21 protein-coding genes and 1 pseudogene are annotated in these 26,071 nt (G+C 62.8%); 12 read left to right on the top strand and 10 right to left on the bottom strand.

Features of this window, described 5'->3' with window-relative positions:
• Nucleotides 1-5: 5 nt before the first annotated feature.
• Nucleotides 6-836, bottom strand: coding sequence for an AraC family transcriptional regulator (locus NKK50_RS17295; RefSeq protein WP_352543695.1), 831 nt, complete (start codon nucleotides 834-836; stop codon nucleotides 6-8).
• 128 nt (nucleotides 837-964) lie between these two features.
• On the opposite strand from NKK50_RS17295, the pseudogene NKK50_RS17290 reads away from it, so the two are divergent.
• The 5 genes and pseudogenes from NKK50_RS17290 to NKK50_RS17270 all read left to right on the top strand — a co-directional run.
• Nucleotides 965-1,173, top strand: a pseudogene (locus tag NKK50_RS17290) (iron chelate uptake ABC transporter family permease subunit); the annotation flags it as partial.
• A gap of 126 nt (nucleotides 1,174-1,299) precedes the next feature.
• Nucleotides 1,300-1,770: a MarR family winged helix-turn-helix transcriptional regulator gene (locus tag NKK50_RS17285; RefSeq protein WP_023705728.1), complete on the top strand. Its 471-nt coding sequence runs from the start codon at nucleotides 1,300-1,302 to the stop codon at nucleotides 1,768-1,770.
• Nucleotides 1,767-2,960, top strand: coding sequence for an HlyD family secretion protein (locus NKK50_RS17280; RefSeq protein ID WP_023671526.1), 1,194 nt, complete (start codon nucleotides 1,767-1,769; stop codon nucleotides 2,958-2,960). The genes NKK50_RS17285 and NKK50_RS17280 overlap by 4 nt, the downstream gene beginning before the upstream one ends.
• A gap of 349 nt (nucleotides 2,961-3,309) precedes the next feature.
• Complete coding sequence (locus NKK50_RS17275) at nucleotides 3,310-4,845, top strand: DHA2 family efflux MFS transporter permease subunit (protein WP_023734258.1); 1,536 nt, start codon at nucleotides 3,310-3,312, stop codon at nucleotides 4,843-4,845.
• A gap of 334 nt (nucleotides 4,846-5,179) precedes the next feature.
• Nucleotides 5,180-7,798, top strand: coding sequence for an EAL domain-containing protein (locus NKK50_RS17270; RefSeq protein ID WP_352543694.1), 2,619 nt, complete (start codon nucleotides 5,180-5,182; stop codon nucleotides 7,796-7,798).
• A 29-nt stretch (nucleotides 7,799-7,827) separates the two neighbouring features.
• Here NKK50_RS17270 and NKK50_RS17265 read toward each other — a convergent pair whose 3' ends face one another.
• From NKK50_RS17265 to NKK50_RS17250, 4 genes are all read right to left on the bottom strand, one after another.
• Nucleotides 7,828-8,262: a CAP domain-containing protein gene (locus tag NKK50_RS17265; protein ID WP_245265806.1), complete on the bottom strand. Its 435-nt coding sequence runs from the start codon at nucleotides 8,260-8,262 to the stop codon at nucleotides 7,828-7,830.
• 242 nt (nucleotides 8,263-8,504) lie between these two features.
• Nucleotides 8,505-9,137 carry a LysE family translocator gene (locus tag NKK50_RS17260; protein ID WP_023715207.1) on the bottom strand — a complete coding sequence of 211 codons (633 nt, stop codon included), beginning with the start codon at nucleotides 9,135-9,137 and terminating at the stop codon, nucleotides 8,505-8,507.
• Between the two features lie 156 nt (nucleotides 9,138-9,293).
• Nucleotides 9,294-11,267: a pilus assembly protein TadG-related protein gene (locus NKK50_RS17255; RefSeq protein ID WP_352543693.1), complete on the bottom strand. Its 1,974-nt coding sequence runs from the start codon at nucleotides 11,265-11,267 to the stop codon at nucleotides 9,294-9,296.
• 196 nt (nucleotides 11,268-11,463) lie between these two features.
• Complete coding sequence (locus NKK50_RS17250; RefSeq protein WP_352543692.1) at nucleotides 11,464-13,359, bottom strand: pilus assembly protein TadG-related protein; 1,896 nt, start codon at nucleotides 13,357-13,359, stop codon at nucleotides 11,464-11,466.
• A 336-nt stretch (nucleotides 13,360-13,695) separates the two neighbouring features.
• Between NKK50_RS17250 and NKK50_RS17245 the strand changes: the two genes are divergently transcribed.
• Together NKK50_RS17245 and NKK50_RS17240 are read left to right on the top strand one after the other, a co-directional pair.
• The gene (locus tag NKK50_RS17245) at nucleotides 13,696-14,556 is read left to right on the top strand and encodes a TIGR01459 family HAD-type hydrolase (protein ID WP_023671533.1); all 861 of its coding nucleotides are present in this window, start codon (nucleotides 13,696-13,698) and stop codon (nucleotides 14,554-14,556) included.
• A gap of 9 nt (nucleotides 14,557-14,565) precedes the next feature.
• Nucleotides 14,566-15,549 (top strand): bifunctional riboflavin kinase/FAD synthetase, encoded by a 984-nt coding sequence (locus NKK50_RS17240; protein WP_023682976.1) that lies wholly within the window; start codon nucleotides 14,566-14,568, stop codon nucleotides 15,547-15,549.
• Nucleotides 15,550-15,578: 29 nt separating this feature from the next.
• Here NKK50_RS17240 and NKK50_RS17235 read toward each other — a convergent pair whose 3' ends face one another.
• The 4 genes from NKK50_RS17235 to NKK50_RS17220 all read right to left on the bottom strand — a co-directional run bounded on the left by NKK50_RS17235 (nucleotide 15,579) and on the right by NKK50_RS17220 (nucleotide 17,472).
• Entirely contained in the window at nucleotides 15,579-16,133 is a 555-nt protein-coding gene (locus tag NKK50_RS17235) for an HdeD family acid-resistance protein (RefSeq protein WP_023671535.1), read from the bottom strand.
• 128 nt (nucleotides 16,134-16,261) lie between these two features.
• A complete protein-coding gene (locus NKK50_RS17230; protein WP_352446229.1) occupies nucleotides 16,262-16,675 on the bottom strand; it encodes an MAPEG family protein in 414 nt (137 codons plus the stop codon).
• 12 nt (nucleotides 16,676-16,687) lie between these two features.
• Nucleotides 16,688-17,170, bottom strand: a complete 483-nt coding sequence (locus NKK50_RS17225; RefSeq protein WP_352543691.1) for an SRPBCC family protein — start codon at nucleotides 17,168-17,170, stop codon at nucleotides 16,688-16,690.
• Nucleotides 17,167-17,472 carry an ArsR/SmtB family transcription factor gene (locus tag NKK50_RS17220; protein ID WP_031244613.1) on the bottom strand — a complete coding sequence of 102 codons (306 nt, stop codon included), beginning with the start codon at nucleotides 17,470-17,472 and terminating at the stop codon, nucleotides 17,167-17,169. The genes NKK50_RS17225 and NKK50_RS17220 overlap by 4 nt, the downstream gene beginning before the upstream one ends.
• 212 nt (nucleotides 17,473-17,684) lie before the next feature.
• Between NKK50_RS17220 and NKK50_RS17215 the strand changes: the two genes are divergently transcribed.
• From NKK50_RS17215 to NKK50_RS17205, 3 genes are all read left to right on the top strand, one after another.
• Nucleotides 17,685-18,488 (top strand): MipA/OmpV family protein, encoded by an 804-nt coding sequence (locus NKK50_RS17215; RefSeq protein ID WP_352446227.1) that lies wholly within the window; start codon nucleotides 17,685-17,687, stop codon nucleotides 18,486-18,488.
• A gap of 233 nt (nucleotides 18,489-18,721) precedes the next feature.
• Nucleotides 18,722-21,694, top strand: a complete 2,973-nt coding sequence (gene ileS / locus NKK50_RS17210) for an isoleucine--tRNA ligase (RefSeq protein ID WP_352446225.1) — start codon at nucleotides 18,722-18,724, stop codon at nucleotides 21,692-21,694.
• Nucleotides 21,695-21,894: 200 nt separating this feature from the next.
• A complete protein-coding gene (locus tag NKK50_RS17205) occupies nucleotides 21,895-22,578 on the top strand; it encodes a hypothetical protein (protein WP_023700630.1) in 684 nt (227 codons plus the stop codon).
• 27 nt (nucleotides 22,579-22,605) lie between these two features.
• On the opposite strand, the gene NKK50_RS17200 is transcribed toward NKK50_RS17205, so the two are convergent.
• Entirely contained in the window at nucleotides 22,606-23,058 is a 453-nt protein-coding gene (locus NKK50_RS17200) for a nucleoside deaminase (protein WP_023694762.1), read from the bottom strand.
• Between the two features lie 180 nt (nucleotides 23,059-23,238).
• Here NKK50_RS17200 and NKK50_RS17195 point away from each other — a divergent pair, with 180 nt between their 5' ends.
• Complete coding sequence (locus NKK50_RS17195) at nucleotides 23,239-25,422, top strand: pseudouridine synthase (RefSeq protein ID WP_352446223.1); 2,184 nt, start codon at nucleotides 23,239-23,241, stop codon at nucleotides 25,420-25,422.
• 47 nt (nucleotides 25,423-25,469) lie between these two features.
• Nucleotides 25,470-26,024, top strand: a complete 555-nt coding sequence (gene rsmD / locus NKK50_RS17190) for a 16S rRNA (guanine(966)-N(2))-methyltransferase RsmD (protein WP_023671544.1) — start codon at nucleotides 25,470-25,472, stop codon at nucleotides 26,022-26,024.
• Nucleotides 26,025-26,071 lie beyond the last annotated feature (47 nt).

Below are 26,071 nucleotides of genomic sequence, written 5' to 3'. Positions count from 1 at the left end.
GGCGTTCAGGCCACCGGGACCCATATCTCCAGCCCGCCATTGCCGCTGCGCGGATCGAACTCCGGGCCGTAGCGCTCGAATTCGGGGCCGTCGGCTATATCGTGCCCCGAGGCCGGCAGCCATTTGTTCCAGATCGTGTTGACGGTGCGGCGGATCGTGGAGATGTGCTCGGCATGGGTGAACACGGCGTATTTCTGCGCCGGCACCCGCACCCGCGAAAGCTCCTTCGGCAGGTCCGAGAAATCCGAAACTTCGACGCCGGCGATATAGTCGAAATTGCCGGCATCGTCGCCGTTCACGCAGACGCCATAGGCGACGTCGCCGGTCTCGCCCGGAATGTTGCCGATATAGGGACCGAAGCGCTGCCACTGCATCGGAATGGCCGCGCTGGTTTCGCAGCTGTAGCGCTCGCCGAGGCCGGCAATGAGGAAGGGACGGCCGGTCTCGAAGCGCGGCGGCGGCAGTGAGGCGAGGAAGGACTGGTCCATCAGGATCGGCTCCACCAGGTCGAGATTGCTGAGGCTGCCCTGCGCGCGCACCAGTTCCGGCGTCGTGCCGAACTGATCGCGGAAGGCGCGGGTGAAGGCTTCGTGCGAGGCGTAGCCGGCATCGAGCGCGACCGCGAGGATGTCGGGCGCGCCGGAAGCCAGCTTGCGCGCCGCTTCGGTCAGCCGGCGCGCGCGGATATAGCCCATCACCGAACGGCCGGTGGCGGCGCCAAAGGCGCGCGTCACATGAAAGCGCGAGACGCCGCTGCTTTGCGCGACATCTTCAAGCGAGATCGCTTCCGGCAGATGGCTCTCGACAAACCACAGCGCTTTCTCGGTCGGGTTCATAGGTCTCCTCGCATTTGGCGGCATATTTTGTCGGCTTTTTGCGAGGCCAGTTTGATCGAAATTGCGCCTGTCGTAAAATCGAAGGGCGCTGGTCGACTGTGGCAGGTCACCATCGTGGAAAGCCGTTGCTGGGCGGCCTCGGCCTGGCTCGCTGGGACAATATCTGGGCGCGCTGGGTGCGGGCACCATCCTTGCCTATGCGCTGTGGAACCACCGCCGGCTCGATGCCTTCGCCGCCGGCGAAAATGCCGCCGAAAGCCTAGGTGTGCCGGTGGCGAGGACGCGCAAGACGACCTTTCTCCTCGCGGCGTTCTCGACGGCAATTCACGTCACGGTCGGGAGGTCATCCGCAACCGTCATTGACTGTGCCATGACCGCATCTGCATGGCTGCCATCCCTCTTTTTCGGCTCTGGTGCAATGCGGCGCCTTGAATGGTAAGCACGCTTATAATATATACCGCTCATGGTTTCCGACGGCATAGATAGATTGGGCTTTTTGATCCACGACGTGCAGCGCCTTATGCGCAAGCGCTTCGAGGCGCGCGCCAGCGGACTTGGCCTTTCCTCGGCACAATGGCGGCTTCTGGTTCGCGTTGCGAAGGAGGCGGGCGTCGCCCAGGCTCGCCTCGCCGAACTTCTCGAAATCGAGCCGATCAGCGTTTCACGCCTCGTCGACCGGATGGAGGAGGGCGGCTGGATCGAACGGCGCTCCGATGCAACTGACCGGCGCGTGCGCATGATCTTCCCGACAGCCAAGGCGAACGCGGCCTATGCCGAGGTCAAAAGCCTTGCCGGCGAAGTTTATGAGGAATCGCTGGTCGGCGTTTCGCCGGACGACCGCCGCGTCCTGATCCGGGCGCTGGACACCATCGTGCAAAACCTGGCGGACGGCGAGACGTCGTCCTTGAAGAGTACGGAAGGGGCAGCAGCATGAACGCGGCAGCCAAACTAGACGAGAATGTAACCAAGATCGAGACGCCGGCAAAGCCGGCCGCCGAAGCGCCTGCACAGCCGGCCGCAGCACCTGTCGCGGTGGCTCCCCCGGTTCAACCCGCTCCGGCTCCGGTCAAGAAGCGCCGCCTCGGCCGCTTGCTGCTGATGGTCGCCCTGCCGGCCGCGCTGGCCATTGGTGGCGGTTATGTCTGGGTGACCGGCGGCCGCTATCAGGAAACCGAGAACGCCAATTTGCAGCAGGCCAAGGTGTCGATCGCCTCGGACACCGCCGGACGCATCGTTCAGGTCGGCATCTCGGACAATCAGCAGGTCAAGCAGGGCGATGTGCTGTTTGCCGTCGACCCCGAGCCCTACCGGATTGCATTGGCGCAGGCCGACGCGGCGGTCGCAGTCGCACGCGTCGGTATCGAACAGCTGCGCGCCGCCTACAGCCAGGCGCTGGCGCAGGAAAAGTCCGATGCCAGCCAGGTCGACTACGCGCAGTCGCAGTATGACCGCGCCGCCGACCTTGCCCAGAAGGGCATCAACGCCAAATCGTCGCTGGACGAGGCCAAGAACGATCTCGACAAAGCCAGGCAGCAACTGGCCGTTGCCGAGCAAGGCATCATCAGCGCCAAGGCGGCTCTCGCCGGCAATCCCGATATCGAGACCGACAAGCATCCGACGGTGATGGCCGCACTCGCCGCGCGCGACAAGGCCGCCTACGATCTGGCGCAGACCACGGTCAAGGCGCCGGCCGACGGCGTCATCAGCCAGGCCTCCTCGTTCAAGATCGGCCAGTATGTCGGTTCCGGCACGCCGCTGTTTGCGTTGGTCGAGACCGGCGACACCTGGATCGATGCCAATTTCAAGGAAACCCAGCTTACCCACATGAAGCCTGGCCAGAAGGCCGAGATCGTCGTCGACACCTATCCGGGCAGAACTTTCGAGGCCACCGTCAAGGCGATCGGCGCCGGCACCGGCGCGGAGTTTTCGCTGTTGCCTGCTCAAAACGCCACCGGCAACTGGGTCAAGGTCACGCAGCGCATTCCGGTGCGCCTGGAGCTGACCGATGCCGACGCCAAAATGGCGCTGCGCACCGGTATGAGCGCCTCGGTTACGGTGGATACCGGCGTTGCTCGCGGGTTCCCCGCTATCTTCGGCCACGCCACCGCAGGCGAAGCACAATAGACTGTGAATGGACCGTGATCTCGAAAAGCAGGATCACGGCCCGGCAGAACGCCCGCCGCAGGCGAGGTGAAGTTGAGATGACAGGATCGGTCCGACGGCAGGTTGAACGAGGGGTGGATTGGACCGGGCCGCATCGCGGCCTGCCCAGAACCTGGACCACTTCGGCGCCCATCCTTCGGACCTTGGATTTCCGGGCGGCAAGCGCCTGATGTGTCGAGACCTTCGATCGATGTAACCCCCACATCGATAGATCGCGTCCCACCGCGATGAGGGTCTCTTCACCAGAGAAGGCCTCGCCGCCCGGAAACCTAATGTACACCTTTTTGTTACCTGTCGGAAGTTCCGCATCATGACCACACCAGAACCTTTCAAGGAAGTGCCGCATCGCGGCCTGATCACCGTGGCGCTGATGCTGGCGACGGTCATGCAGGCGCTCGACACCACGATCGCCAATGTCGCGCTGCCGACCATGACCGGCGACCTCGGCGCGTCGCCCGACAACATCAACTGGGTGTTGACCTCCTACATCGTTGCCGCCGCGATCATGACGCCGGTGACCGGCTGGCTGGCCGACCGCTTCGGCCGCAAGGAACTGTTCCTGGCGGCGGTTGTCGGCTTCACCGTGTTCTCGATGCTGTGCGGCATTGCCTGGAGCCTGGAGAGCATTGTGTTCTTCCGGCTGATGCAGGGCGTGTTCGGCGCAGCCATCGTGCCGCTGTCGCAGACCTTCCTGCTCGACATCAACCCCAGGGAACGCCACGGCCAGGCGATGGCCATCTGGGGCGCCGGCATCATGCTGGGGCCGATCCTGGGTCCGACGCTGGGCGGTTGGCTGACCGAGAATTTCAACTGGCGCTGGGTGTTCTTCATCAATTTGCCGGTCGGCATCATCGCCTTCCTCGGCATGGCAGCCTATTTGCCGGTCGTTGCCCGGCGGATCCGCAGCTTCGATTTCTTCGGTTTCGCCATGATTTCGCTCGGCGTCGGCGCACTGCAGCTGCTGCTCGACCGCGGCGGCGAGGTCGACTGGTTTTCCTCGGTCGAAATCTGGATCGAGCTTGCTCTTTCGATCACCGGCTTCTGGGTGTTCATCATCCACACACTGACGGCGGAACGGCCTTTCATCGACCCCAAGATCTTCCTCGACCGCAATTTCGTCACCGGTCTGGCCTTCATCTTCGTCATGGGCGTGCTGATCCTGGCCTCGATGTCGCTGCTGCCGCCGATGCTGTCGACCATCTTCGGCTATCCGACCGTCACCATCGGCGTCGTCCTGGGGCCGCGCGGTGTCGGCACGATGATTTCGATGCTTGTCGTTGGGCGGCTCATGAGCAGGATCGACGCCCGCATCCTCGTCGTCGTCGGCTTTCTGCTCACCGCGCAGTCGCTCTACACCATGTCCTCCTTCACGCCGCAAATGGACAATTGGCTGATCCTCAGCTCCGGCGTCATCCAGGGCCTGGGCATGGGCATGGTGTTCGTGCCGCTGTCCACGGTGGCCTTCGCCACGCTCGACGTGCGCTTTCGCACCGACGCCACGGCCCTGTTCAGCCTGGTTCGAAATCTCGGTTCGTCGATCGGTGTGTCGGTGGTGACGGTTCTCATGGTGCGCAACACGCAGGTCAATCACACCGAACTGTCGGCTTTCATCAACCCGTTCAACCCCAATTTGTGGGCGGCCTCGCCGGCGGCAGCAGGCGGCGATCCGACGGCACTTTCGCAGGTGGACCGCATGGTCAACATCCAGGCGATGATGATCTCCTACGTCAACGACTTCAAACTGCTGATGGTGATGACGCTGGTTGCCATTCCGTTTGTCTTCCTGCTGCGCAAGCCGAAGACCGCTCCGGCCGGCGCGGCAGCTCCTGCCGCGCATATGGATTGAGGCGGGCGCCGGTAGCGCTGGCAGCAAGCTGGTTGCCCCTGATGATTTGTTGCTCGGATGATCGTCAAAACCCGCGTGTGCAAAAGAATATCGATAATGAGCCGTTGGAAGTTGATTTGAAATGACATTTGCACCTTTGGTATCTGGTTGCTGACGCCTCCAATTCCGTTACAGTTCATCTTGAATTAGCACATCTGTAACATTGTCAGTCGACTTTCGTCTGGCACGACAGAGGCCCTTTCTTGTTTCAGGTGCCAAACCGGAGGAGGTCTGTTTGGTCACGAAGTCATCCAGAAGATCCGTCGGGGCGCGCGGGCCGGTGGGCGTAGCCGCATTGGCAAGACTGGCTGACGTTTCCTACGATACGCTCGAGGGAGAACTTCGCACGACCATTGCGGGTCTCGAAGGGCAGACCCTGCGCTTCGAGACTGCGATCGAGAATATTTCGCAAGGCATCTGCTTTTTCGATGCCGATGAACGGCTGATCCTGAGCAACCGGCGCTATGCGGAAATCTACCGCATTGCGCCCGAGGAATTGCGGCCTGGCGTGACACTGAGCGAAATCGTCGAACGCCGCGTCGCCGCCGGCACGGCGGCGACGGCCGCCGACACCTATCTCGCAACGGCTCGCTCGATCAATTCGGGCAAGGCTTCGCGGCTCTGGACCGCCAAACTTGTCGATGGTCGCACAATCCAGATCCGTAACCAGCCCATGCCCGATGGCAGTTGGATCGCCACGCATGAGGACATCACTGAACTCCTCGCCAATCGGCAGATCGTCGACGAGCGCATTTCGCTGCAGGCGCTGATCGACTGGGTGCCCGATTACCTCTGGGTCAAGGATACGCAAAGCCGTTTCGTCGTGGTCAACAGCGCCCTTGCGACCGATAGCGGCCGCAACAAGACCAGCGACATGATCGGTTTGACCGATTTTGATCTCCACCCCCCGGAAGTTGCGCGGAAATTTCGCCTGGTCGAGCAGCGCCTGCTCAAGAGCGGACAACCAGTGATCGACGCGGAAGAGTTTGTCGTGGATGCGTTGGGGAACGGCAAATGGCTTTCGTCGACGAAGGTGCCGTTGCGCAATCGCCAAAATGAAATCTTCGGCCTGGTTGGCATTGCCCACGACATCACCGCCCGCAAGCAGGCGGATGTCCTTCGCAGCGGGCAGGCGCAGATCCTCGAAATGATTGCCACGAGCGCGCCGCTGGAGGACGTGCTCGACCGCCTCATGCGCTTCGTCGAGGCTCAGTTGGAGGGGATATTCGGTTCCGTCCTGCTGCTCGACAAGGACGGCATTCATTTGCGTCACGGTGCGGCGCCGGGCCTGGCGAAAGCCTATACGAGCGCCATCGATGGGGCGGCCATCGGTCCCAAGGTGGGATCCTGCGGAACCGCCATCTACCGGCGGGAACCGGTCATTGTTACCGATATTCTGCAGGATCCGCTTTGGGACGATTACCGCGAACTGGCGGCACCCCATGGCTATCGTTCGTGCTGGTCAACCCCGATCCTGTCGCATCGGGGCGTCGTGTTGGGCGCCTTTGCCATGTATTCGATGACCGTGCGCGAACCCACCCATGCCGAGACCCGCCTGATCGAATTCACCACACACATTGCCGGCATCGCGATCGAGCGCAAATTGGCGGAAGACCAGATCCACTTCATGGCCAACCATGATGCGCTGACCGGCCTGCCCAATCGCGCTTTGCTGGAGGATCGGCTTTCCCAGGCGGTCCTCTACGCGCAGCGATACAATCGCTGGATGACGGTGGTGTTCATCGATCTCGACAATTTCAAACTGGTGAACGATACGTTTGGCCACAATGCCGGCGACGAACTCCTCAAGACCGTCGCCAGCCGTTTGGTTGGATGCGTGAAGGCCACCGACACCGTCGTGCGGCTTGGCGGCGACGAATTTGTCATCGTCCTGTTCGACCAAACCACCAATGTCGATGTGGTCTCGGAAACCCTGCAGACGATCAGGGATGCGATCGCGGAACCGGTTCTTGTCGGAGAGCATCGGCTGAGAACGACGGCCAGCATCGGCATCGCAAATTACCCGAAGGACGGGACCAGCCCGGATACGCTGTTGGCCAATGCCGACGCCGCCATGTATCGCGCCAAGGAATTCGGCCGCGACAATTTCCAGTTCTATGCCCCGGAGTTCAACTCAACTGCACATGAAAAATTCCTGCTTCAGGAGGAATTGCGAAACGCGCTCGCCCGGTCGGAATTCGCTCTGCACTATCAGCCACAGGTGGATCTGCGATCGGGGCAGGTTTTCGCCGTCGAAGCGCTGGTGCGCTGGAACCACCCGACGCGAGGCCTGGTTTCGCCGGCGATGTTCATCCCGACCGCCGAGGAGACCGGGCTGATCGTGCCGCTCGGCGACTGGATCCTGCACGAAGCCTGCCGGCAGAACAAAGCCTGGCAGCGCGCCGGTCTGTCGCCCGTAACCGTCTGCGTCAACGTGTCGGCGCGGCAGTTCCGGGAGAAGAACCTGATCGACCGCGTCGTCAACGCGTTGAAGGAAAGCGGCCTGGAGGCGAGGTATCTCGAGCTCGAAGTGACGGAAAGCCTGATCATGCAGGATTTCGAGCTGGCGGTCGCAACGATGAACGGACTGCAAAAGCTCGGCGTGCAGATATCGATCGACGATTTCGGAACAGGCTATTCCAGTCTCAGCGCCCTCAAGACGTTTCCGGTGGCGCGGCTGAAGATCGACAAGTCCTTCATCAACGATCTCGCGACCGACGAGAACGATCAGGCGGTCACTGGCGCCGTGATTTCCCTGGGGCAGAAGTTGAACCTTCGGGTGCTGGCCGAAGGTGTCGAAACGGAAGACCAGGTCGCCTTCCTGCGCAAGAACAATTGTGACGAGGTGCAGGGCAATTATTTCAGCAAACCCCTGTCGCCTGGGGATATCGGCGAGCTGATCGCGAAAGGCTGACGGCTGGGTCGCGCCGTGACCGCTGGCTGCTATTTTCCGAGCACCAGGCTCCAGTAGCGGATGGCGCTGTCGCGCCCGTCGCGTACATAGGCGAGGCCGAAGCGGCTGAAATCCGGATCGAGCATGTTGCGGCGGTGGCCGGCCGAATGCATCCAGATGTCGAACAGCTTCTGCTGGTCGAAGCGGCCCTCGGCGATGTTCTCGGCAGCAGCGCCCCGCACGCCATTGTCTTTCATCCGCGACGCGAAATCCTTGCCCCAGCCGGTCGTGTGGCTCATGCGTTCGCGCGAGGCCATATAGCCGGCCTGCTGCAGAGCGGCCTGCTCGAGCTGGGCGTCCGGCACCAGCGCCGGCAGTCCGGCCGAAGCTCGGATGCCGGCCAGCGCCGCGGTGGCCGAGGACGACACACCGGCGCCTTCGCCGGTCGGCACCGAGACCGTGCTGCAAGCAGCGAGGCCAGCCATGGCTGCAAGGCCGATCAGCAGTAGGCGCCTGTTTGATTTTGGACTTGCTTCGCCAGAGCGGGTTTGCGCGAGCGGATGATTGGTGGTGCAGATCATTGTCATGCCTGCCTGACTTAGCGGCGATCATGGCTTTTGCCGGGCAGGGCTGCGAAAATCTCAATCGCTGGCCTCCGTGCAGGTTCGGCCGGCCGATTCGAATGGGAAGGTCGGCGGCCGATGTAGTCTCGGCGCGCTGCGTCCGATCAGCGTTGCGCGTCGGTCGCCATTTTAAGCGCCAGCGCGGCAAGCACCGTGCCCATCATCCAGCGCTGGATGACCATCCATAGCGGCCGTCCGGCAAGAAAGGTGGCGATCGAACCGGCCGTTACCGCGATGATGGCATTGACGGTCAGGCTGATCGAGATCTGCGTGGCGCCGAGCACCAGAAGCTGCGACAGCACATGGCCGTTGCCCAGCGAGATGAACTGCGGCAGCAGCGACAGATAAAGCACCGCCACCTTGGGATTGAGGAGATTGGTCATTAGACCCATGGCGAACAGCTTGCGGGGCCTGTCCTTCGGCAGTTCGCGCACCTGGAATGGTGAGCGCCCGCCGGGCCGCACCGCTTGCCAGGCGAGCCATAGCAGATAGAGCGCGCCGGCAATGCGCAGTGCGTCGTAGGCAAACGGCACGGCAAGCAGCAGCGCGGTGATGCCCAGTGCAGCCGATACGACATAGAACAGAAAGCCGACCGCCACGCCGCCGAGCGAGATCAGCCCGGCCTTGGGGCCTTGCGACAGCGAGCGCGAGATCAGGTAGATCATGTTCGGCCCGGGCGTCAGCACCATGCCGAGGCAGACCAGCGCGAAGGCGAGATGGTTGGCGGTTTCGGGCACGAGCGATCTCCGGGAAGCGGTGACGATACCCATCACGCGTTTTGACTCACCGCAAGAGCATGATGGCCGGAGCCTTTGCGCCAGCGTCGAAAATGACGAAAGCGGCGAAGCCGCCAATTTCCCCCGCAAGGTGGGGAAGATCAGCAGCTTCAACCCTCAGCTCACCACGCGCAGGTTCGAGAGCTCGTTGGCGATTTCCTTGAAATTGTCGGACAGCGTGGCGCCGGTCGCGTTCCAGAACAGTTTTGCAGGCTTGCTCGGGTTGGTCGGATCCTTGCGGAAGCGCGAGTCCGACGAGCACGTCTTCAGTGCCTCCATCGCGCTCTTGTCGCCGGCGTCGGTCGTCGACATGTCGAGCGCTACCGTCATCACCATGATGTTGGCCGCCTTGGCGTTGTTGCACAGCGTCGCCATCTGCTCGTTAAGGGCGGCGGTGTAGTTGCTCGACGAATAGTTGAGCTGGCCGATGGCGCTCGACGTGCCGCCAAACAGGCGGGTGACCGCAGTGCCGTTGTAGCCGACGCCGGTATAGCCATAGCCGGCATAGGTCGACTTGTTGCCGGCCGGGTCGCTGTTCACCGTCGAATAGGTGTTCTCGCCGTCGGTGAGCACGATGACCACCTTGTCGTTGCCGCGCTCGGTCTCCGGGCGGCCCTCGGTGAAGGGCTCGGTGCTGGAGACGGTGCGCCAGCCCCAGGCCATGCCTTCCGGCACATTGGTGTTGCCGTTGGGGGCCATCAGGTCGATTGCGGCCTTGATCTTGGTCAGCCCGGCGGCGTTGGCGACGTCGGTCAGCGGTGTGATCGGCGTGGTGGTGCAGCTGTAATTCGGACCGGCACCCGTCCCCAGCACCGGCGCGTTCATCGGCCGTGGCTGGAAATATTTGGCCATGTTGGATTGCCTGGTCTTGCCGGTGGTGCTCGCCGGATCGTCGTTCCACCAGCTGTTGGCCGCGCCATAGGTCTTAGGGGCCACCTCGTCGGGGTCCTGCGTTATGTACCAATGATTGCCCGGCTCGTCCGGCGCGAACATCGGCACGAACATGGTCGCGGGATCGCCGACGCCGGTGCCGGTGTTGTTCGGTCCGCCGGAGGCCGGCGCGTCGGTGACATTATAGGGGTAGGGACGGACCTCGACGCAGCCCTGCCAGCTGGCGAACGGTCCGTATGTGTCGTTGTAGTCGTATTCGTTGTGGCTGTCCGAGCATGTATGATTGGCACGATATTTGTCGCAGACCACGCGTTTGCTGCCGACGATGCGCTCGTGGCTGGTGACCACCTTCATGTCGCGGTAGAGCGAGAAGCGGGTCAGCATCTGCCCCTCCTGCTCACCCCAGCCAGTGCCTTTCTTGTACCAGATGCCGCCGATCTTCTGGGCATATTTGTCGGCTGCGTTAAGCGTCGACCAGGCGAAATTCTCGTTGTGGATGGGCGACAGCCCGTAGGCGTCGATCCATGACGCGTTGTCGTTGCTGGCGCCGACATTGACCGAGGCGGCGAACGGCACAAGGCTGAACTGGACCGGCTTGTCGATCTGCTTGATCATCGCGGCCTGCAAGGCAAGCGTGTCGACGAGCTGCTTGGCGGCTTGCTTGAGAAGGTCGATGCGCTTTTGTCCGGCACCCGTGCCTGTGTTCGACATCGACCCCGAATTGTCGAGCACCATGGCCACTTCCAGCGTGTTCTTCAGCCGGACTTGCGAACACACGGAGTAGGTGACGTTTTCCGACGTCCTGCCGATCAGCATCGCCGCTGCCGGCAGAAAATAGGGCTTGTAGACCAGGCTGGCGCACAGCTTGACGATGCCGCCGCCGGTCGTGCTGCTGGGCAGCGTAACGCTGAGCGTCGTGTCGGCGGGATTGACGTCGTTGAGGTTTGCCTTGAAGAAGTCGAGCGCATAGGCCCGCAACTGGTCGTCGGTGGCGCCTTCCGCCAGCCGGCGCGCTGTGGCGAAGTTGGCGGCGTCGAGCGCGTTGACCACCCTCTGCTTCTCGCTGACCACGCCGGTGTAGTCGACAGCCATTGCCACTCCGCCCATCAGTGGCACCATCGCCACAACGGTCATCAGAGCGTAATTGCCGCGGCGGTCACGCCAGAAGTCACGCCGGAATGTGCGCCAGAGTTCACGCATGTGATGTAAGCGGCCCCGCCTGCGGATTCTTCAATGCCGCCACAGTTTCACAAAACGTTGAAGGATGGGTTTGGGAAACTGCTCGATTGCGCGGATAGCGCTTCACCAGGCGCTAACCAAAGGTGCGGACACGTGAGCAACGCCGCAACAAAACGCCCCGCCGAGGCGGAGCGCCTTGTTCGAAAGATCGCGCCGATCAACTGACGATGCGCAGGTTCGACAGTTCGTCGGCGATTTCCTTGAAACTTTGCGACAAGGTGGCGCCGGTCGCGTTCCAGTACAGCTTCGCCGGTTTGCTCGGGTCGGTCGGATCCTTGCGGAAGCGCGAATCCGAGGAGCATTTCTTGAGCGCGTCTATGGCAGTCTTTTCCGCCGGCTTGGTGGTAACCAGGTCAAGCGAGACCGTCATCAAGAGAATGTTCGAATTCTTCGCATTGCTGCAAAGCGTTTGCATCTGCTGGTCAAGCGCGGTTGTGTAGTTGGCCGCCGTATAAGTTGTCTTGGGGACGGTCGTGTTGACGAAAAGGCGGGTCGCGGTTTCCCCCGTTTTCGGGCCGGTATAACCATAGGCGGCGTAGGTCGATCCGTCCTTAGCATAGCTGCTGGTCATGTCGTTTGTGGGGCCGATGCTGTAGGTGTTCGCGCCGTCGGTCAGCACGATGACGACTTTGTCGTTGCCCCTTTCAGTGTTCGGCCGGCCTTCTGTGAATGGCTCGTTGCTCGACACCGTCCGCCAGCCCCAGGCCAGCCCTTCCGGCACGTTGGTGTTGCCGGTCGGCGCCATGGCATTGATGGCGTCCGTCAGGATTTTCTTGCCGGCCGTGGTGGTTATGTCCTGCAACGGCGTGATCGCAGCGGTCGTGCATGCCGCATTGGGTCCATCATCAGAGCCTGCGGCCGCTGCGTCCCAGGGCTTTGTCAGAAAATACTTTCGCATATCCGCTTGGCGTTTGGGGACAGTCAGCGTGTCGGAATAATCGATCCACCAATTGTTGGCGTAACCCCATGTCGATGTGCTGGTGCGAGTTGTGTCGAGCCAGAAATTGCCGGCTTCGTCCGGGGCGAACATCGGCACGAACATGGTGGCGGGTGTGCTCGTGGTCGGCGATGTGTCGTCGTCATTATAGGGATACGGCCTCGCCTCTACGCAGCCCTTCCAGGCTTCGTATTGGGCGGTCACAGAGGTCTTGCAACTGCCGTTCGAGTTCTTTTTCGTACAGGTCGCGGCCTTCATGTCGTTTGCAAATAGACTGAACCGCGTCGCCGTGGTATTTTGGCCGTATTGCCCAGTGCCCCAGCCACTGCCGCGCTTCCAGTAAGCACTGCCAACCTTTTCAATGTATTTATTCGAGTCATAACCAGACGACGCGTTCTTGTACATGAACTGCCAATCAAAGTTCTCGTGATGGATTGGCGAAATGCCGGTCGTATCCATCCAGGTTGCGTCCTTGTTGGCTGGGCCAACATTGACCGACGCAGAAAACGGGACCAGCGAGAACTGCACCGGCCTGGTGACCTGCCTCATTTGTGCGGCCTGGAGCGCCATTGTATTGACAAGCTCGGTCGCGGCCTTCTTGAGCAAATCTATTCGCGGCTGGCCGGTGCCGGAGCCGTTGATGCTCATAGAGCCGGAATTGTCGAGCACGAGAGACACTTCCAGCGTGTTTTTGAGGCGGATCTCCGAGCATGCCGATGTTGTGACGTCGGCGGCGGTTCTTCCGATCATCATGGCCGCTGCCGGCAGGAAATAGGGGTGGTACGTCAATTCGGCGCACAGCTTCAGCGTGCCACCACCTGCGTTGTTGTTGGGAAGCGTCACCGTCAGGGCCGTATTGGCTGCTTTGACGCGGCCGAGATTGGCTTCGAAGAAATCCTTCGCATAGGCCTTGACTGCCGTGTCGGTCGCCCCGGTGACGATCTGCTGTGCCGTGGCAATCCCGGCGGCATCCAGCGCGTTCAGCATGTTCTGCTTTTGGCGCAAGAGATCGGTGTAGTCGATGGCAAGCGCCAGCGCGCCCATCAAGGGCACCATGGTGATCACTGTCATCAAGGCATAGTTGCCGCGTCTGTCGTTCAGAAATCTGCGGATCATGCCTTCAGCACCCCTGCCAGGACCCCAATATCGGTCCGAAGATGCCCACAAAATCGTTAAATTTCAGGTTGCTGAAATGCGTTCAACATAGGCCCATCTTTTCAAGGCTCGTTAACCACTCGGCCCTGGTGATCAGCGGTGCGACATTGTTTCGATAGACCGAAGCTCGGAGAAGGGTGGTTCCTGCCTGTGCAACCTTCGATCAGCCCGTTGCGCAACAGCCTGGCAAGTGCCGAAAAGCTGGTGACAGGATGAAACGCTTCGGTTAATGCGGGGCCGGTTGCGGCGGACCGTCGGCTGCAGCTCTCGCAATGATCGTCACAGCAGGTAAACGGCATGGCGGATTCGCCTGATATCATCGGCTCGCTCGCGGATTTGTCGGGCGCCTACTCGGCCATCCTGTGCGATGTCTGGGGCGTGATCCACAATGGCGAATGGCATTTTCCGGCGGCTGCCGAAGCGCTTGCCGCCGCGCGTGCGGCGAAGGTCCCGGTCGTCCTGATCACCAACTCGCCGCGCCGCAATGCCGATGTGGTGGCGCAGATGAATGCGATCGGCGTTCCCGCCGCCGCCTACGACCGCGTCGTGACCTCAGGCGATGTGACCCGCGACCTTATCGCCGAAGGCCCACGAAAAATCTTCCATATCGGCGCCGACCGCGATTTCACCCTCTATGACGGTCTGGACGTCGAGCTCGTCGAGGAGTTCGAGGCCTCCGGCGCGGTCTGCACCGGGCTGTTCGACGACGAGGTGGAAACGCCTGAGGATTACGCCGATCTGCTGCGCCGGCTGCGCGCCAGGAACCTGCCTTTCATCTGCGCCAATCCCGACATCGTGGTCGAACGCGGCGAGCGCATGATCTGGTGCGCCGGCGCCTTGGCGCGCGACTATGCCCAGCTTGGCGGCCGCACGCTGATCGCCGGAAAACCTTATGCGCCGGTCTATGACGTAGCGCTGCGGGAGGTCGCCGTGCTTCTCGGCCGAGACGTCGCGCGCACCGAGGTGCTGGCCATCGGCGACGGCATGATGACCGACGTCAAGGGCGCCGCCGACAACGGCATCGACGTGCTTTACGTCTCGGGCGGCATTCACGCGCGCGACTATGGCGATCCCATGCAGCCGGACCCCGCCAGGCTTGCAGCCTTTCTGCAAAAGCACGGCTACCGGCCGGTCGCCGTCATTCCGAGACTGCGGTAGGGTTGCTGCATGAGCGCAGCTTTCGAACACATTTCAGCAACCGCGCCGCTGCCGCCGCATTTGCGCGGCGGCGTGGTGGCGATCGGCAATTTCGACGGCGTCCATCGCGGCCACCAGGCGGTGCTCGATCGCGCGCTTGCCGAAGCCGGGCGGCGCGGCGTGCCGGCGCTAGTGCTGACCTTCGACCCGCATCCGCGCAAGGTGTTCAGGCCCGATATGCCGCTGTTCGTATTGACGCCGCCGCCGATGAAGGCGCGGCTGCTGTCGCATCTGGGCTTTGCCGCACTCGTCGAACAGCCGTTCACGCGCGCCTTTGCCGGCCTGTCGGCCGAGGCTTTCGTGACCGATGTGCTGGAGACGAACCTCGGCATCACCCATGCCGTCACTGGCTTCGATTTTCACTTCGGCAAGGACCGGCAGGGCGGTCCTGCGTTTCTGATGGCGGCAGGCGAGCGCCATGGTTTCGGCGTCACCCTGGTCGACGCCTTTCGCGACGAGGGCGCCGAGGTGGTGTCGTCGAGCCGTATCCGCGAGCTGCTCTGCGAGGGAGAGGTCGCCGAGGCCGCAGGCCTGCTCGGCTACCGCTTCACCGTCGAAAGCGAAGTGATCGGCGGCCAGCAGCTCGGCCGCACGCTCGGCTTCCCGACAGCCAACATGAGGCTTTCGCCGGAAACGACTCTGAAGGAAGGGATTTATGCCGTCCGCTTTCGCCGCGCCGACGGCACGCTCTATGATGGTGTCGCCAGCTTCGGGCGTCGCCCGACTGTCGACGACAATGGCGCGCCGCTGCTCGAAACCTTCGTCTTCGACTTTGCCGGCGATCTCTATGGCGAGATCTGCGACGTATCGCTCTTCGGCTTTTTGCGTCCCGAGGTGAAGTTCGATGGGCTCGATGGGCTGGTGGCACAAATGAAGCGCGACGAGGCGGAGGCGCGCGCGCTGCTGGCCGGCGTCAGGCCGCTTTCGGATCTGGACGGCGCCATCGCTTTTTGAGCCTTCCGGCCGCTTACCTCTTCAAGCCCCTACTTCTTCAACGCCAGTCCGAGAGCGATGAAGCTCCAGCCCTGGAAGATCAGGTCGATGGCCAGGAACAGGCCGAGCACCCACAGGCTGTTGACCGGCCAGCCCATGGCGATGGTCAGCCCCGCCAGCACGCTGATCAGGCCCGCCGCGACGACCCAGCCCCAGCCCTTTTCCGGTCGGTGGCTATAGCCGACCCAGGCCCTGAGCGCGCCTGAAGCGACCAGCGCCACCGCCAGCAGCAAGGTCAGCACCGTCGAGGCCAGCAGCGGATTGTCGAAGGCAAAGAAACCGGCAACGGCATAAAGTAGGCCGCTGAGCAGCCAATAGAAGAAGCGACTCCAGGTCTTCACGCCGAAGGCATGCACGATCTCGATGATGCCGGCCATCAGCATCAGCCAGCCCACGACATAGACCGAGGCGACGGTGGCGATGAACAGATTGCCGAAGGCAATGCCGCCGAAGATGAGCAGCAGCACGCCGAGCGCGACGAACCACCCCCATTTGTCCCGTGTCCGGCCGATCGCATCTTTGAGGGTATCACCGTGCAGGGTCATGGCTGCATCTCCTCGAAATCGCCTGGCACCTTGCCGGGAGGTTAGCCCCGGCTGTAGCGGACGTCCAGCCGATGGCGACGGCTAGCAAACAAACAAAGCGTCGGTGGCTTGAGGTTCGCGCGTACGTGTCAATTTATGGCAGCCCACCCAGTCACAAGGACGAGGACAAGCGTGACGATCGCTCCAGAGACGTAGACGATCGTTCTGACACTGCCACCCTTGGCGGCATTGCCGCCGCGTAGGTAAACCCCCAGGTGAAGCAGGCGTATCGCCACATGAACCCAGACAATGGTCGCCAACGTGGCCGACCCAACGCCAACCATCATGGCCAGCACCGCCGGGACGACAAAAGGCGCCAGCGCCTCGACCGAGTTCATATGCACGCGGTCGATCCTGTAGAGGAGATTGGCGTCGTCGGCCGGGATCACCGGACCGGAAAGCGCTCCGGCAAATCCCTTGGACGAACCCGAGTAAACCGCCAGCGCGACTGACAAAAGACAGAGGATCAGTACACCGAGGATGCTTAGCCGATAGGGTTCCATAATTGTGCTCCTTCAGGTCACCTTGCTGGCAAAAAGATCTTGGAATCGCCTGAGATACAGCGGCCAGCCTCGATCACCGTCAATCCCAAAGCGCACGCCTTCCCAGCCTTCGCCATGACGTTCGAGATTGCGATGCTCGATCTCGACGCGGGTCCGGCTATTCGTCTCCGCCGTAAACCGGACTTCCCACTCGCTGGTCCTGTCCGGATTGGTCTCGATCTGCCATTGAGGGCTGATATCCCAACTCAGAAGCAGTCGGTTCGGCGGCTCGTAGGCCAGCACTCGTGCCCAGCGGCACTCGCTGCCATCCACACCGCGGTCGTAGACGTGACCGCCAACGCGGGGTTCGAAGATCGTCTCCGCGATCGGCACCGCAAGCAGGTTATGCTCTTTGGGTTTGAAACTGCCGAAGTCCTCGGTGAAGACCTTGAAGGCATGTGCGATCGGAGCCTCGACAAGGATGGAGTGCCTCACGGGCGATTGATGTGTGCTCATTCCTGCTCCTTCAAGGGCTGTTCGACGACCACTTTGTAGGCCGCCAAGGTCTTGCTCCAGAACCGGTCGAGTTCGGCGCGCAGGCTGGCCAAGCCTTCCGGTTCGACCCGGTAGATGCGTTGCTTGCCTAGCCGTGTGTTGGCCACGAGGCCGGCGTCCTTGAGCACCTTCAGGTGCTGCGAGACCGCCGGCCGGGTGACAGGAAGCGCACGAGCCAATTCCCCGACCGAACAGGGTTGTTCGACCAGCAGTTCGAAGATCGTCCGCCTGGTCGGGTCGCCAAGCGCGGTCCATGTGTTCATGTTAGTCTGCACTAACGCGAATTTAGGCAACCTCGCTATTTCTGTCAAATCGCCACAGGCCCGGCGGCGCCCTGTTCAAATGGGCCACAGCGCAAAAAAACAGGGTCGCAGTTGCCGCCACTGCTGTAGATTTTAAGTCAAATTTTACCGAACCGGCGCCATGGCTTTGGCTGCCGGGTGTTCTCTCCGTTTGTTTCGCGTATGGGGTGATGATGCGTATTGTCTGGACGATTCCGCTGTTTCTCGCCTCGGCGCTGCTCACTGTGTCCACCGCCAATGCGGGCGAGGGTGCCTTCGGCTGGATGTCCGGCGACTGGTACCTGACGCTTGGCGCCACCGGCATGGTCGCGCCGAAATTCGAGGGCTCCAACAGCTATCTGCTCAGCGCATCGCCGATCATCTCGCTGGGCAAGGCCGGCCCGGCCGCGCGCTTTACCTCGCGCAACGACAACATCTCGCTGGCGCTGGTCGACGATGGCGGCGTCCGCGCCGGCCTGACCGGAAAATTCCTGTTTTCGCGCGACAGCAAGGATGAGCTCAATGGCCTCGACCCGGTGCGCTGGGGCGGTGAGGTCGGCGGCTTCTTCGAAATCTATCCGACGGACTGGCTGCGCGCCCGCGCCGAACTGCGCCATGGCATTCGTGCCCATGATGGCTTTGTCGCCGACATCGCCGCCGATGCTTTCTACGACGTGACGCCGACTGTCAGAATTTCGGGCGGACCACGCGTGTCCTTTGCCTCGTCGGGCTATTTCGACTCTTATTATGGTGTCAACGCCAAGGAGGCTGCGGCCTCGGACCTGAGCGAATACCATCCTGGCGGCGGCCTGAAATCGACCGGCCTTGGTGGCGCCATCACCTGGAAGGTGACCGATCCGATGACCGCCAGCCTGTTCGGCGAATATGCGCGCCTGATGGGCCCGGCCGCCGATTCCAGCCTGGTCAAGGAGCGCGGCGACCGTAACCAGTTCACGGTCGGCGTCTCGACCACCTATCGCTTCGACTTCGCGATGTAAGTGAATCGAACAAGAGACGCTTTATTCCTGCGGCTTTCTCGGCTAAAAGCCCGGCAATGACGAGCTTTTCACGCCTTCGCGCGCTGACGATACGAATTACAGGCCCGGTGTTCCGGGCGGCCTGAGCGCCGCCGGAGCCGCCGGGAGTTTTGCGCGCCCCCTCGCGCTTTTCCAAATCATGATAGTTCACGCCCGAGCTTTTACGCCCGCCGGGCAATGCACATGGCAGACCAATGACCGACACTGTTGAAACGATCGACTATTCCAAGACGCTTTACCTGCCGCAGACGGATTTCCCGATGCGCGCCGGCTTGCCGGAAAAGGAACCGCTGCTGGTCAAGCGCTGGCAGGATATGGACCTTTACGCCAAGCTGCGCGAGGCGGCCGCCGGCCGCGAAAAATACGTGCTGCATGACGGCCCGCCCTACGCCAACGGCAACATCCATATCGGCCACGCGCTGAACAAGATCCTCAAGGACGTCATCACCCGCTCGTTCCAGATGCGCGGCTATGACTCCAATTACGTGCCCGGCTGGGACTGCCACGGCCTGCCGATCGAATGGAAGATCGAGGAACAGTACCGCGCCAAGGGCAAGAACAAGGACGAGGTGCCGGTCAACGAATTTCGCAAGGAATGCCGCGACTTCGCCGCGAACTGGATCACGGTGCAGGGTGGCGAGTTCCAGCGGCTCGGCGTCGTCGGCGACTTCAAGAACCCCTATACGACGATGGCTTTCCACTCGGAGTCGCGCATCGCCGGGGAGTTGTTGAAGTTCGCCATGTCGGGCCAGCTCTATCGCGGCTCCAAGCCGGTAATGTGGAGCGTCGTCGAGCGCACCGCACTGGCCGAGGCCGAGATCGAATACCATGATTATGAGAGCGACACGATCTGGGTGAAGTTCCCGATCGTCGGCGCTGGATCAGGAAGAACTGTCACGACACCCGAGTTGGGTGGCGCTTGGGAAGCTATCAAGGAACTGAGGGATGCCCACGTCGTCATCTGGACGACAACCCCGTGGACGATCCCCGGCAACCGTGCCGTCAACTATTCGTCACGGATCGGCTACGGCCTTTATGAAGTTACCGCAGCCGAAAATTCGTTCGGTCCACAGCCCGGTGAAAAGCTGATCTTTGCAGATGCGCTTGCCGAAGACTCTTCGGCCAAGGCCAAGGTCACCTTGAATCGCCTTCGCAGCGTTTCGGTCGAAGAGCTTGGAAGCCTTACACTTTCACATCCCTTCGAAGGTCTCGGCGGCGGCTACGAATTCGCCGTGCCGATGCTGGCCGGCGATCATGTCACCGACGACGCCGGCACCGGCTTCGTCCACACCGCGCCCGGCCATGGCCGCGAGGACTTTGATGCCTGGATGGATGCGGCATCGGATTTGCGCGCACGCGGCATCGACCCTGCCATCCCCTTCACTGTAGATGATGCCGGCTTCTTCACCAGGGACGCGCCGGGTTTTGGCCCGGATCGCGAAGGCGGGGCGGCGCGCGTCATCGACGACAACGGCAAGAAGGGCAATGCCAACCAGGCGGTCATCGACGAACTGATCAAGCGCAACGCGCTGTTCGCGCGCGGCCGGCTGAAGCACAGCTATCCGCACTCGTGGCGGTCGAAGAAGCCGATCATCTTCCGCAACACGCCGCAATGGTTCGTCTATATGGACAAGGACCTCGGCGACGGCACGACGCTGCGCAGCCGTGCGCTGAAGGCGATCGATGACACACGCTTCGTGCCGGCGGCCGGCCAGAACCGTATCCGCGCCATGATCGAGGAACGCCCGGATTGGGTCTTGTCGCGCCAGCGCGCCTGGGGCGTGCCGATCGCCGTCTTTGCCGACGAGGACGGCAATGTGCTGAAGGACGATGCCGTCAACCAGCGCGTCATGGACGCATTCGAGAGGGAAGGCGCCGACGCCTGGTTCGCTGCCGGCGCCAAGGAGCGTTTCCTCGGCAATCACGATGCCTCCAAATGGAAGCAGGTGATGGACATCCTTGACGTCTGGTTCGATTCGGGCTCGACGCATGTCTTCACGCTGGAAGACCGTCCGGACCTGAAATGGCCGGCCGACGTCTATCTCGAAGGTTCCGACCAGCACCGCGGCTGGTTCCACTCCTCGCTGCTCGAAAGCTGCGGCACCAAGGGCAGGGCACCTTACGACACCGTCGTCACCCATGGCTTCACCATGGATGAGGAGGGGCGAAAGATGTCGAAATCGCTCGGCAACACCGTCGTGCCGCAAGACGTCATCAAGCAGTCCGGCGCCGACATTCTGCGGCTATGGGTGGTGACGACGGATTATTGGGAAGACCAGCGTCTCGGCAAGAACGTGCTGCAGACCAACATCGACGCCTACCGCAAGCTTCGCAACACCATCCGCTGGATGCTGGGCACGCTCGCCCATGATGATGGCGAGGAGGTGCCGCTGGACAAGATGCCGGAACTGGAGCGGCTGATGCTGCATCGGCTGGCCGAACTCGATGAGGTCGTGCGCTCGGGCTACGACGCGTTCGAGTTCAAACGCATCACCCGCACTTTGCTCGACTTCATGGTGGTCGAGCTGTCGGCCTTCTATTTCGACATCAGGAAGGACGCGCTCTATTGCGAGGGACCCGCCAGCGTGAAGCGCAAGGCCTCGGTACAAGTGGTGCGCCACCTCTTCGACTGCCTGGTGAAATGGCTGGCGCCGATGCTGCCCTTCACCACGGAAGAAGCCTGGCTCGACCGTCATCCGGATGCTGTCTCGCTGCATCTCGACCAGTTCCCCGAGATTCCGGCCGACTGGAAGAACGAGGCACTGGCTGAGAAATGGCGCAAGGTGCGGCAGGTTCGCCGTGTCGTCACCGGCGCGCTCGAGATCGCACGCGCTCAGAAGGTCATCGGTGCCTCTCTGGAAGCCGTGCCGGTCGTGACCCTCGACGATGCCGCGCTTGAAGCCGCGATCGCCGATGTCGACATGGCCGAGATGGCGATCACCAGCGATCTCGTCATCGCCCATGGCAAGGCGCCGGAAGGCGCCTTTGCGCTCGACGATGTCAAAGGTGTCTCGGTGGTGGTCGAAAAGGCCGAGGACCGCGGCTTGGTCAAATGCGCGCGTTCGTGGCGCTATACCGCCGATGTCGGGCAGGACGTGGAATTCCCCGACGTGTCTGCCCGCGATGCCGCCGTGCTGCATGAACTCAAGGCTCTGGGACGTTTGTGAGTGCTCAAAGCCGGTGCACAAATGCCACGGCGGGCGGGTGAAAAGCGCCCGCGCGTTGCCCTTAACGAGTGGTTGAGATAAACACGCGAAACTCCGGAAGACAAATTGTCGCCGGAATTCCGTCGCAAGAGCGTGGACGATGGGGACCGGGCCTTCGGCCGGTGACGATCGAGAGGCTGTCTAGAGTGGGACTTTTTGGCATGACCAAGAGAACTTATGCGCGCGTTGCGCTGCTGGCGCCGTTTGTCGCGTCCGGCCTCGCTCTGTCCGGCTGCATGGGTTCGCCGACCTACGGCACCGACAAGACGGCTGGCGAGCAGCTTGCCGGAGACCTTTCCGGCGCCTTCGCGATCACGCCCAAGCACAAGGAACAGATCGACTACAGGCCGCGTCCGGAGCTGGTAAAGCCGGCGCCGGGGCAGAAGGAAGTGCTGCCGCCGCCTCAGGAAAGCATCGAGACGGCGAGCACCGATTGGCCCGAATCGCCCGAGCAGCGCCGCGCCCGTCTGCGTGCCGACGCCACTGCCCACCAGGACGACCCGTCCTATCAATCGGGGATCGTCGATGACGTGCAGACCGATCCGGCTTCCGTGAAGAAGGCGCTGGCGGATTCGGGCTCCAGCCACCCGCCGGCCTGGTCGCCGAAGGATTCAGACAAGGGCCGCGCCGCGGAGATCCAGCGCCGCACCGCAGAGCAAAAGCAGGGCGATCCCAACACTCGCAGATATCTGAGCGAGCCGCCTCTGGCCTACCGAGCTGCCTCCGACACGGCGCCGCAGGGCGAACTCGGCGAGGATGAATACAAGAAGGAACGCCGCCTCAAGAAGGAAGCGGCCGCCAAAGGCAAGAGCGGCGGGCTCTTCGACTGGCTGCCCTCCTGGTAGGAACGCCGCCTTCGGTAGCTGAAGGCTCTACGTTTCGCGTCTTTCCCGAAAGAATTCCCTGAGCAGCAGCGCCGCATCGGCCTCGGCCATGCCCGGATAGATGTCGGGCGTATGGTGGCAGGTCGGCGAAGCGAAGAAGCGCACGCCGTTGACCACCGCGCCGCCCTTCTCGTCGGCCGCGCCGAAATAGAGCCGGCGCAGCCTGGCGAAGGAAATGGCGCCGGCGCACATGGCGCAGGGTTCCAGCGTCACATAGAGGTCGTGGCCGGTCAGCCGCTCGCTGGAGAGCGTTTGGCAGGCCGCGCGGATGGCCAGCATTTCGGCATGCGCCGTCGGATCGGCAAGTTCGCGGGTGCGGTTACCGGCGGATGCCACCACCGTGTCGCCGCTGGCGATGACGGCGCCAACCGGAACTTCTCCGCGCAAGGCGGCGGCTTGCGCCTCTTTCAGCGCCAGCGCCATGAAATCCGGCCGCTTCACGCGGTTTCCATTCCGATTATCTCCTCGCCACTTGGCGGTGATCCTGTTATGGAGCGCGTCAACCCGAATATCGGAACAGATTTTCGGAAATGATCATGCGCCAAATCAAAGTGCTATAGCGTCCTTTGCGCGTCCGAAAGGATGCGCCACGCTGTAGCAGCGCAACAAGGCAAAGGCCACATGGACGACAACGACAAGAAATCTCCGCGCCACAAAGGCCCGGGCAAAAGCGGCCCTGGAGCCGCGGGGCCGCGCCGCGATGGCGCCGCCGGCAAAAGCGGCAAACCCTCCTTCGGGGCCAAGAAACCCTATTCACCGCGAGGCGCCCGGCCCGCAGCGGCTGAGGGCGAGCGGCCCAAGCGCGATTTCAAAAGTGGCGACCGGCCATTCAGCAAAGGTCCGCGTTCCGAAGGCAAGCCCTTCGAAAAGCGCGAGGGACCGCGCAAGCCATATGCACCACGCGGTGACCGGCCGATGGCAGCCGAAGGCGAGCGCAAGCCGTATGAAAAGCGCGAAGGGCCGCGCAAACCCTATGCGCCGCGTGGGGATCGCCCTATGCCGGCCGAGGGTGAACGCAAGCCGTATGAAAAGCGCGAGGGGCCGCGCAAGCCTTATGCACCGCGCGGCGATCGGCCGGTTGCGGCCGATGGCGAGCGGCCAAAGCGCGATTTCAAGGGCGGCGATCGGCCATTCAGCAAGGGGCCGCGTCCCGAAGGCAAGCCTTTCGAAAAGCGTGAAGGGCCGCGCAAGCCCTACGCACCGCGTGGCGATCGGCCTGCTTCCGCCGAGGGCGAAAAGCGTTTTGACCGGCCAAAGCGCGATTTTGGCGATCGCCCGCAGCGCGACGCCGGAGATCGTCCCAAGCGTGACTTCAGCGATCGCCCCAAGCGCGATTTCGGTGGTGACCGGCCGCAAGCATCTGGCGGCGCCTTCAAGCCGCGCCCGCGTCCGGCAGATGCGGAAGAAGCCGGCGAGCGTATCGCCAAGCGGCTGGCCCGCGCCGGCCTGGCGTCGCGCCGCGACGCCGAAGACCTGATCGCGGCGGGCCGTGTCAAGGTCAACAACCGGGCTTTGACCTCGCCGGCCTTCAACGTCATGCCGGGCGACATCATCCATCTCGACGGCATGGAGATCCCGCCGATCGAGCGCACCCGCCTGTTCCTGTTTCACAAGCCGGCCGGCGTCGTTACCACCAACCGCGACCCCGAGGGCCGCAAGACCGTGTTCGACGTGCTGCCGGCCGAATTGCCGCGGCTGATGACCATCGGCCGCCTCGACATCAACACCGAAGGCCTGCTGCTGCTCACCAATGATGGCGGTCTGTCGCGCGTGCTCGAACTGCCTGCCACTGGCTGGCTGCGCCGTTACCGCGTGCGCGTCCATGGCAAGGTCGAGGAAAGCATGCTCGCAGGCCTGCGTGAAGGCATTGCCGTCGACGGCGTCTTCTACGGCGCCATCGAAGCGACGCTCGACCGTGAGCAAGGCACCAACGCCTGGCTGACGATCGGCCTGCGCGAAGGCAAGAACCGCGAAGTGAAGAACATCCTTGGATCGCTCGGCCTCGACGTGACGCGGCTGATCCGTATCTCCTACGGACCGTTCCAGCTCGACTATCTCGCCGAAGGCCATGTGCTGGAGATCAAGGGCCGCGTCTTGCGCGACCAGCTCGGCGAGCGACTGGTCGAGGAATCCGGCGCCAATTTCGACGCCGAGATCATCAAGCCGTTTTCCAACCAGCCGGTGCGGCGAGAGCGTGACGCGGAGCCGGAACGGCCGAAAGTCACCCGCGAGGGTGACCATCGGCCGATCGGCGAGGGCGGTCTGATCAAGAACCGCAAGCGCCGCGAAGGCAGCCGCGACGAAGCGCTCGGCAAGCTGTCGACCAGTCCCGAAAGGGGCGCGAGGCCGGAAAAGAGCTTTGGCGAACGCGGCCCGAGACCCGAGCGCAGCGAGTTTTCGGACAAGCCGCGCAGCGAGTTTCGCGAAAAGCCGCGCGGCGATTTTGGCGACAAGCCCCGTGGAGGCTTCGGCGACAAGCCGCGCGGCGCCTTTGGTGACAAACCGCGCGGCGGCAAGAAGCCCGAGCGCGAGCAGCGGCCGATCGATCCGCCGGGCCAGCGCAAGGCTAATGTCTGGATGGCGCCGGGCGCGCGTCCGATCGGCAAGGGCAGGGCGGAAGCCGATGCCGCCAAGGCGGCCGAGGCCAAGGCGCGCAAGGCGTCATTCAAGCCGTCCTATGGCAAGCCGGCCTATGGCAAGCCGGGCGGAGCCAAGCCGTTCGGCAAGCCGGGTGGCGAGCGTCCGGATGGCGGTCGGGGCGGCGAGCGGCCACGCAACGGTCCCAAGGGCCCGAGGACCAGATGATGCCGGGACTTAAATGAGATCCGGCCTTAAATGAGACCCGGGCATAAATGAGAATCGTCGGCGGCCAATTTCGCGGGCGTCCGCTGGCGACGCCGCGCGACCATGCCATCCGCCCGACGACCGACCGCGCCCGCGAGGCCGTCTTCAACGTGCTGGCGCACCGCTTTGCCGACAAGCTCGACGGCGCGCGTGTGCTCGACCTTTTCGCCGGCACCGGCGCTCTCGGCCTCGAAGCGCTGTCGCGCGGCGCTTCCTATGGCGTCTTTATCGAAGAATCGGCCGAAGGACGCGGCCTGATCCGCACCAATGTCGAAGCTTTTGGCCTTACCGGCCGCACCAAGATCTTCCGCCGCGACGCGACCGCCCTGGGTGAGGCCGGTACGCTTGCGGCATTCGGCCTGGTCTTCGCCGATCCGCCCTATGGCAAGGGCCTTGGCGAGCGCGCCCTGCGCTCGGCCAGGGATGGCGGCTGGTTGCTGCCCGGTGCGCTCTGCGTGGTCGAGGAAGCCGCCTCGGCGCCCTTCGAGATTGGGCCGGAATTCTCGGTGGTTGATGAACGAAACTACGGCGAGACGGTGGTCCGGTTCATCGAGCTTGCGTAAGGGTGGGGCGATCGGCGCCTTCAAAATGACGCACAATTCACTTTGCC

This window comes from Mesorhizobium sp. M0001 (assembly GCF_040324255.1).
Lineage (GTDB): Bacteria > Pseudomonadota > Alphaproteobacteria > Rhizobiales > Rhizobiaceae > Mesorhizobium.
This window is presented reverse-complemented; position numbering and strand designations above follow the sequence as displayed.

Bases quoted from the DNA above. Each gene is read 5' to 3' on its own strand.
- NKK50_RS17245 (WP_023671533.1), top strand. From the start codon at position 13,696: ATGGCGGATTCGCCTGATATCATCGGCTCGCTCGCGGATTTGTCGGGC.
- NKK50_RS17240 (WP_023682976.1), top strand. From the start codon at position 14,566: ATGAGCGCAGCTTTCGAACACATTTCAGCAACCGCGCCGCTGCCGCCG.
- NKK50_RS17215 (WP_352446227.1), top strand. From the start codon at position 17,685: ATGCGTATTGTCTGGACGATTCCGCTGTTTCTCGCCTCGGCGCTGCTC.
- rsmD (WP_023671544.1), top strand. From the start codon at position 25,470: ATGAGAATCGTCGGCGGCCAATTTCGCGGGCGTCCGCTGGCGACGCCG.
- NKK50_RS17265 (WP_245265806.1), bottom strand. From the start codon at position 8,262: ATGGCTGGCCTCGCTGCTTGCAGCACGGTCTCGGTGCCGACCGGCGAA.
- NKK50_RS17275 (WP_023734258.1), top strand. From the start codon at position 3,310: ATGACCACACCAGAACCTTTCAAGGAAGTGCCGCATCGCGGCCTGATC.
- NKK50_RS17195 (WP_352446223.1), top strand. From the start codon at position 23,239: ATGGACGACAACGACAAGAAATCTCCGCGCCACAAAGGCCCGGGCAAA.
- NKK50_RS17230 (WP_352446229.1), bottom strand. From the start codon at position 16,675: ATGGAACCCTATCGGCTAAGCATCCTCGGTGTACTGATCCTCTGTCTT.
- ileS (WP_352446225.1), top strand. From the start codon at position 18,722: ATGACCGACACTGTTGAAACGATCGACTATTCCAAGACGCTTTACCTG.
- NKK50_RS17205 (WP_023700630.1), top strand. From the start codon at position 21,895: ATGACCAAGAGAACTTATGCGCGCGTTGCGCTGCTGGCGCCGTTTGTC.
- NKK50_RS17250 (WP_352543692.1), bottom strand. From the start codon at position 13,359: ATGATCCGCAGATTTCTGAACGACAGACGCGGCAACTATGCCTTGATG.
- NKK50_RS17285 (WP_023705728.1), top strand. From the start codon at position 1,300: ATGGTTTCCGACGGCATAGATAGATTGGGCTTTTTGATCCACGACGTG.
- NKK50_RS17295 (WP_352543695.1), bottom strand. From the start codon at position 836: ATGAACCCGACCGAGAAAGCGCTGTGGTTTGTCGAGAGCCATCTGCCG.
- NKK50_RS17225 (WP_352543691.1), bottom strand. From the start codon at position 17,170: ATGAGCACACATCAATCGCCCGTGAGGCACTCCATCCTTGTCGAGGCT.
- NKK50_RS17235 (WP_023671535.1), bottom strand. From the start codon at position 16,133: ATGACCCTGCACGGTGATACCCTCAAAGATGCGATCGGCCGGACACGG.
- NKK50_RS17280 (WP_023671526.1), top strand. From the start codon at position 1,767: ATGAACGCGGCAGCCAAACTAGACGAGAATGTAACCAAGATCGAGACG.
- NKK50_RS17255 (WP_352543693.1), bottom strand. From the start codon at position 11,267: ATGCGTGAACTCTGGCGCACATTCCGGCGTGACTTCTGGCGTGACCGC.
- NKK50_RS17220 (WP_031244613.1), bottom strand. From the start codon at position 17,472: ATGAACACATGGACCGCGCTTGGCGACCCGACCAGGCGGACGATCTTC.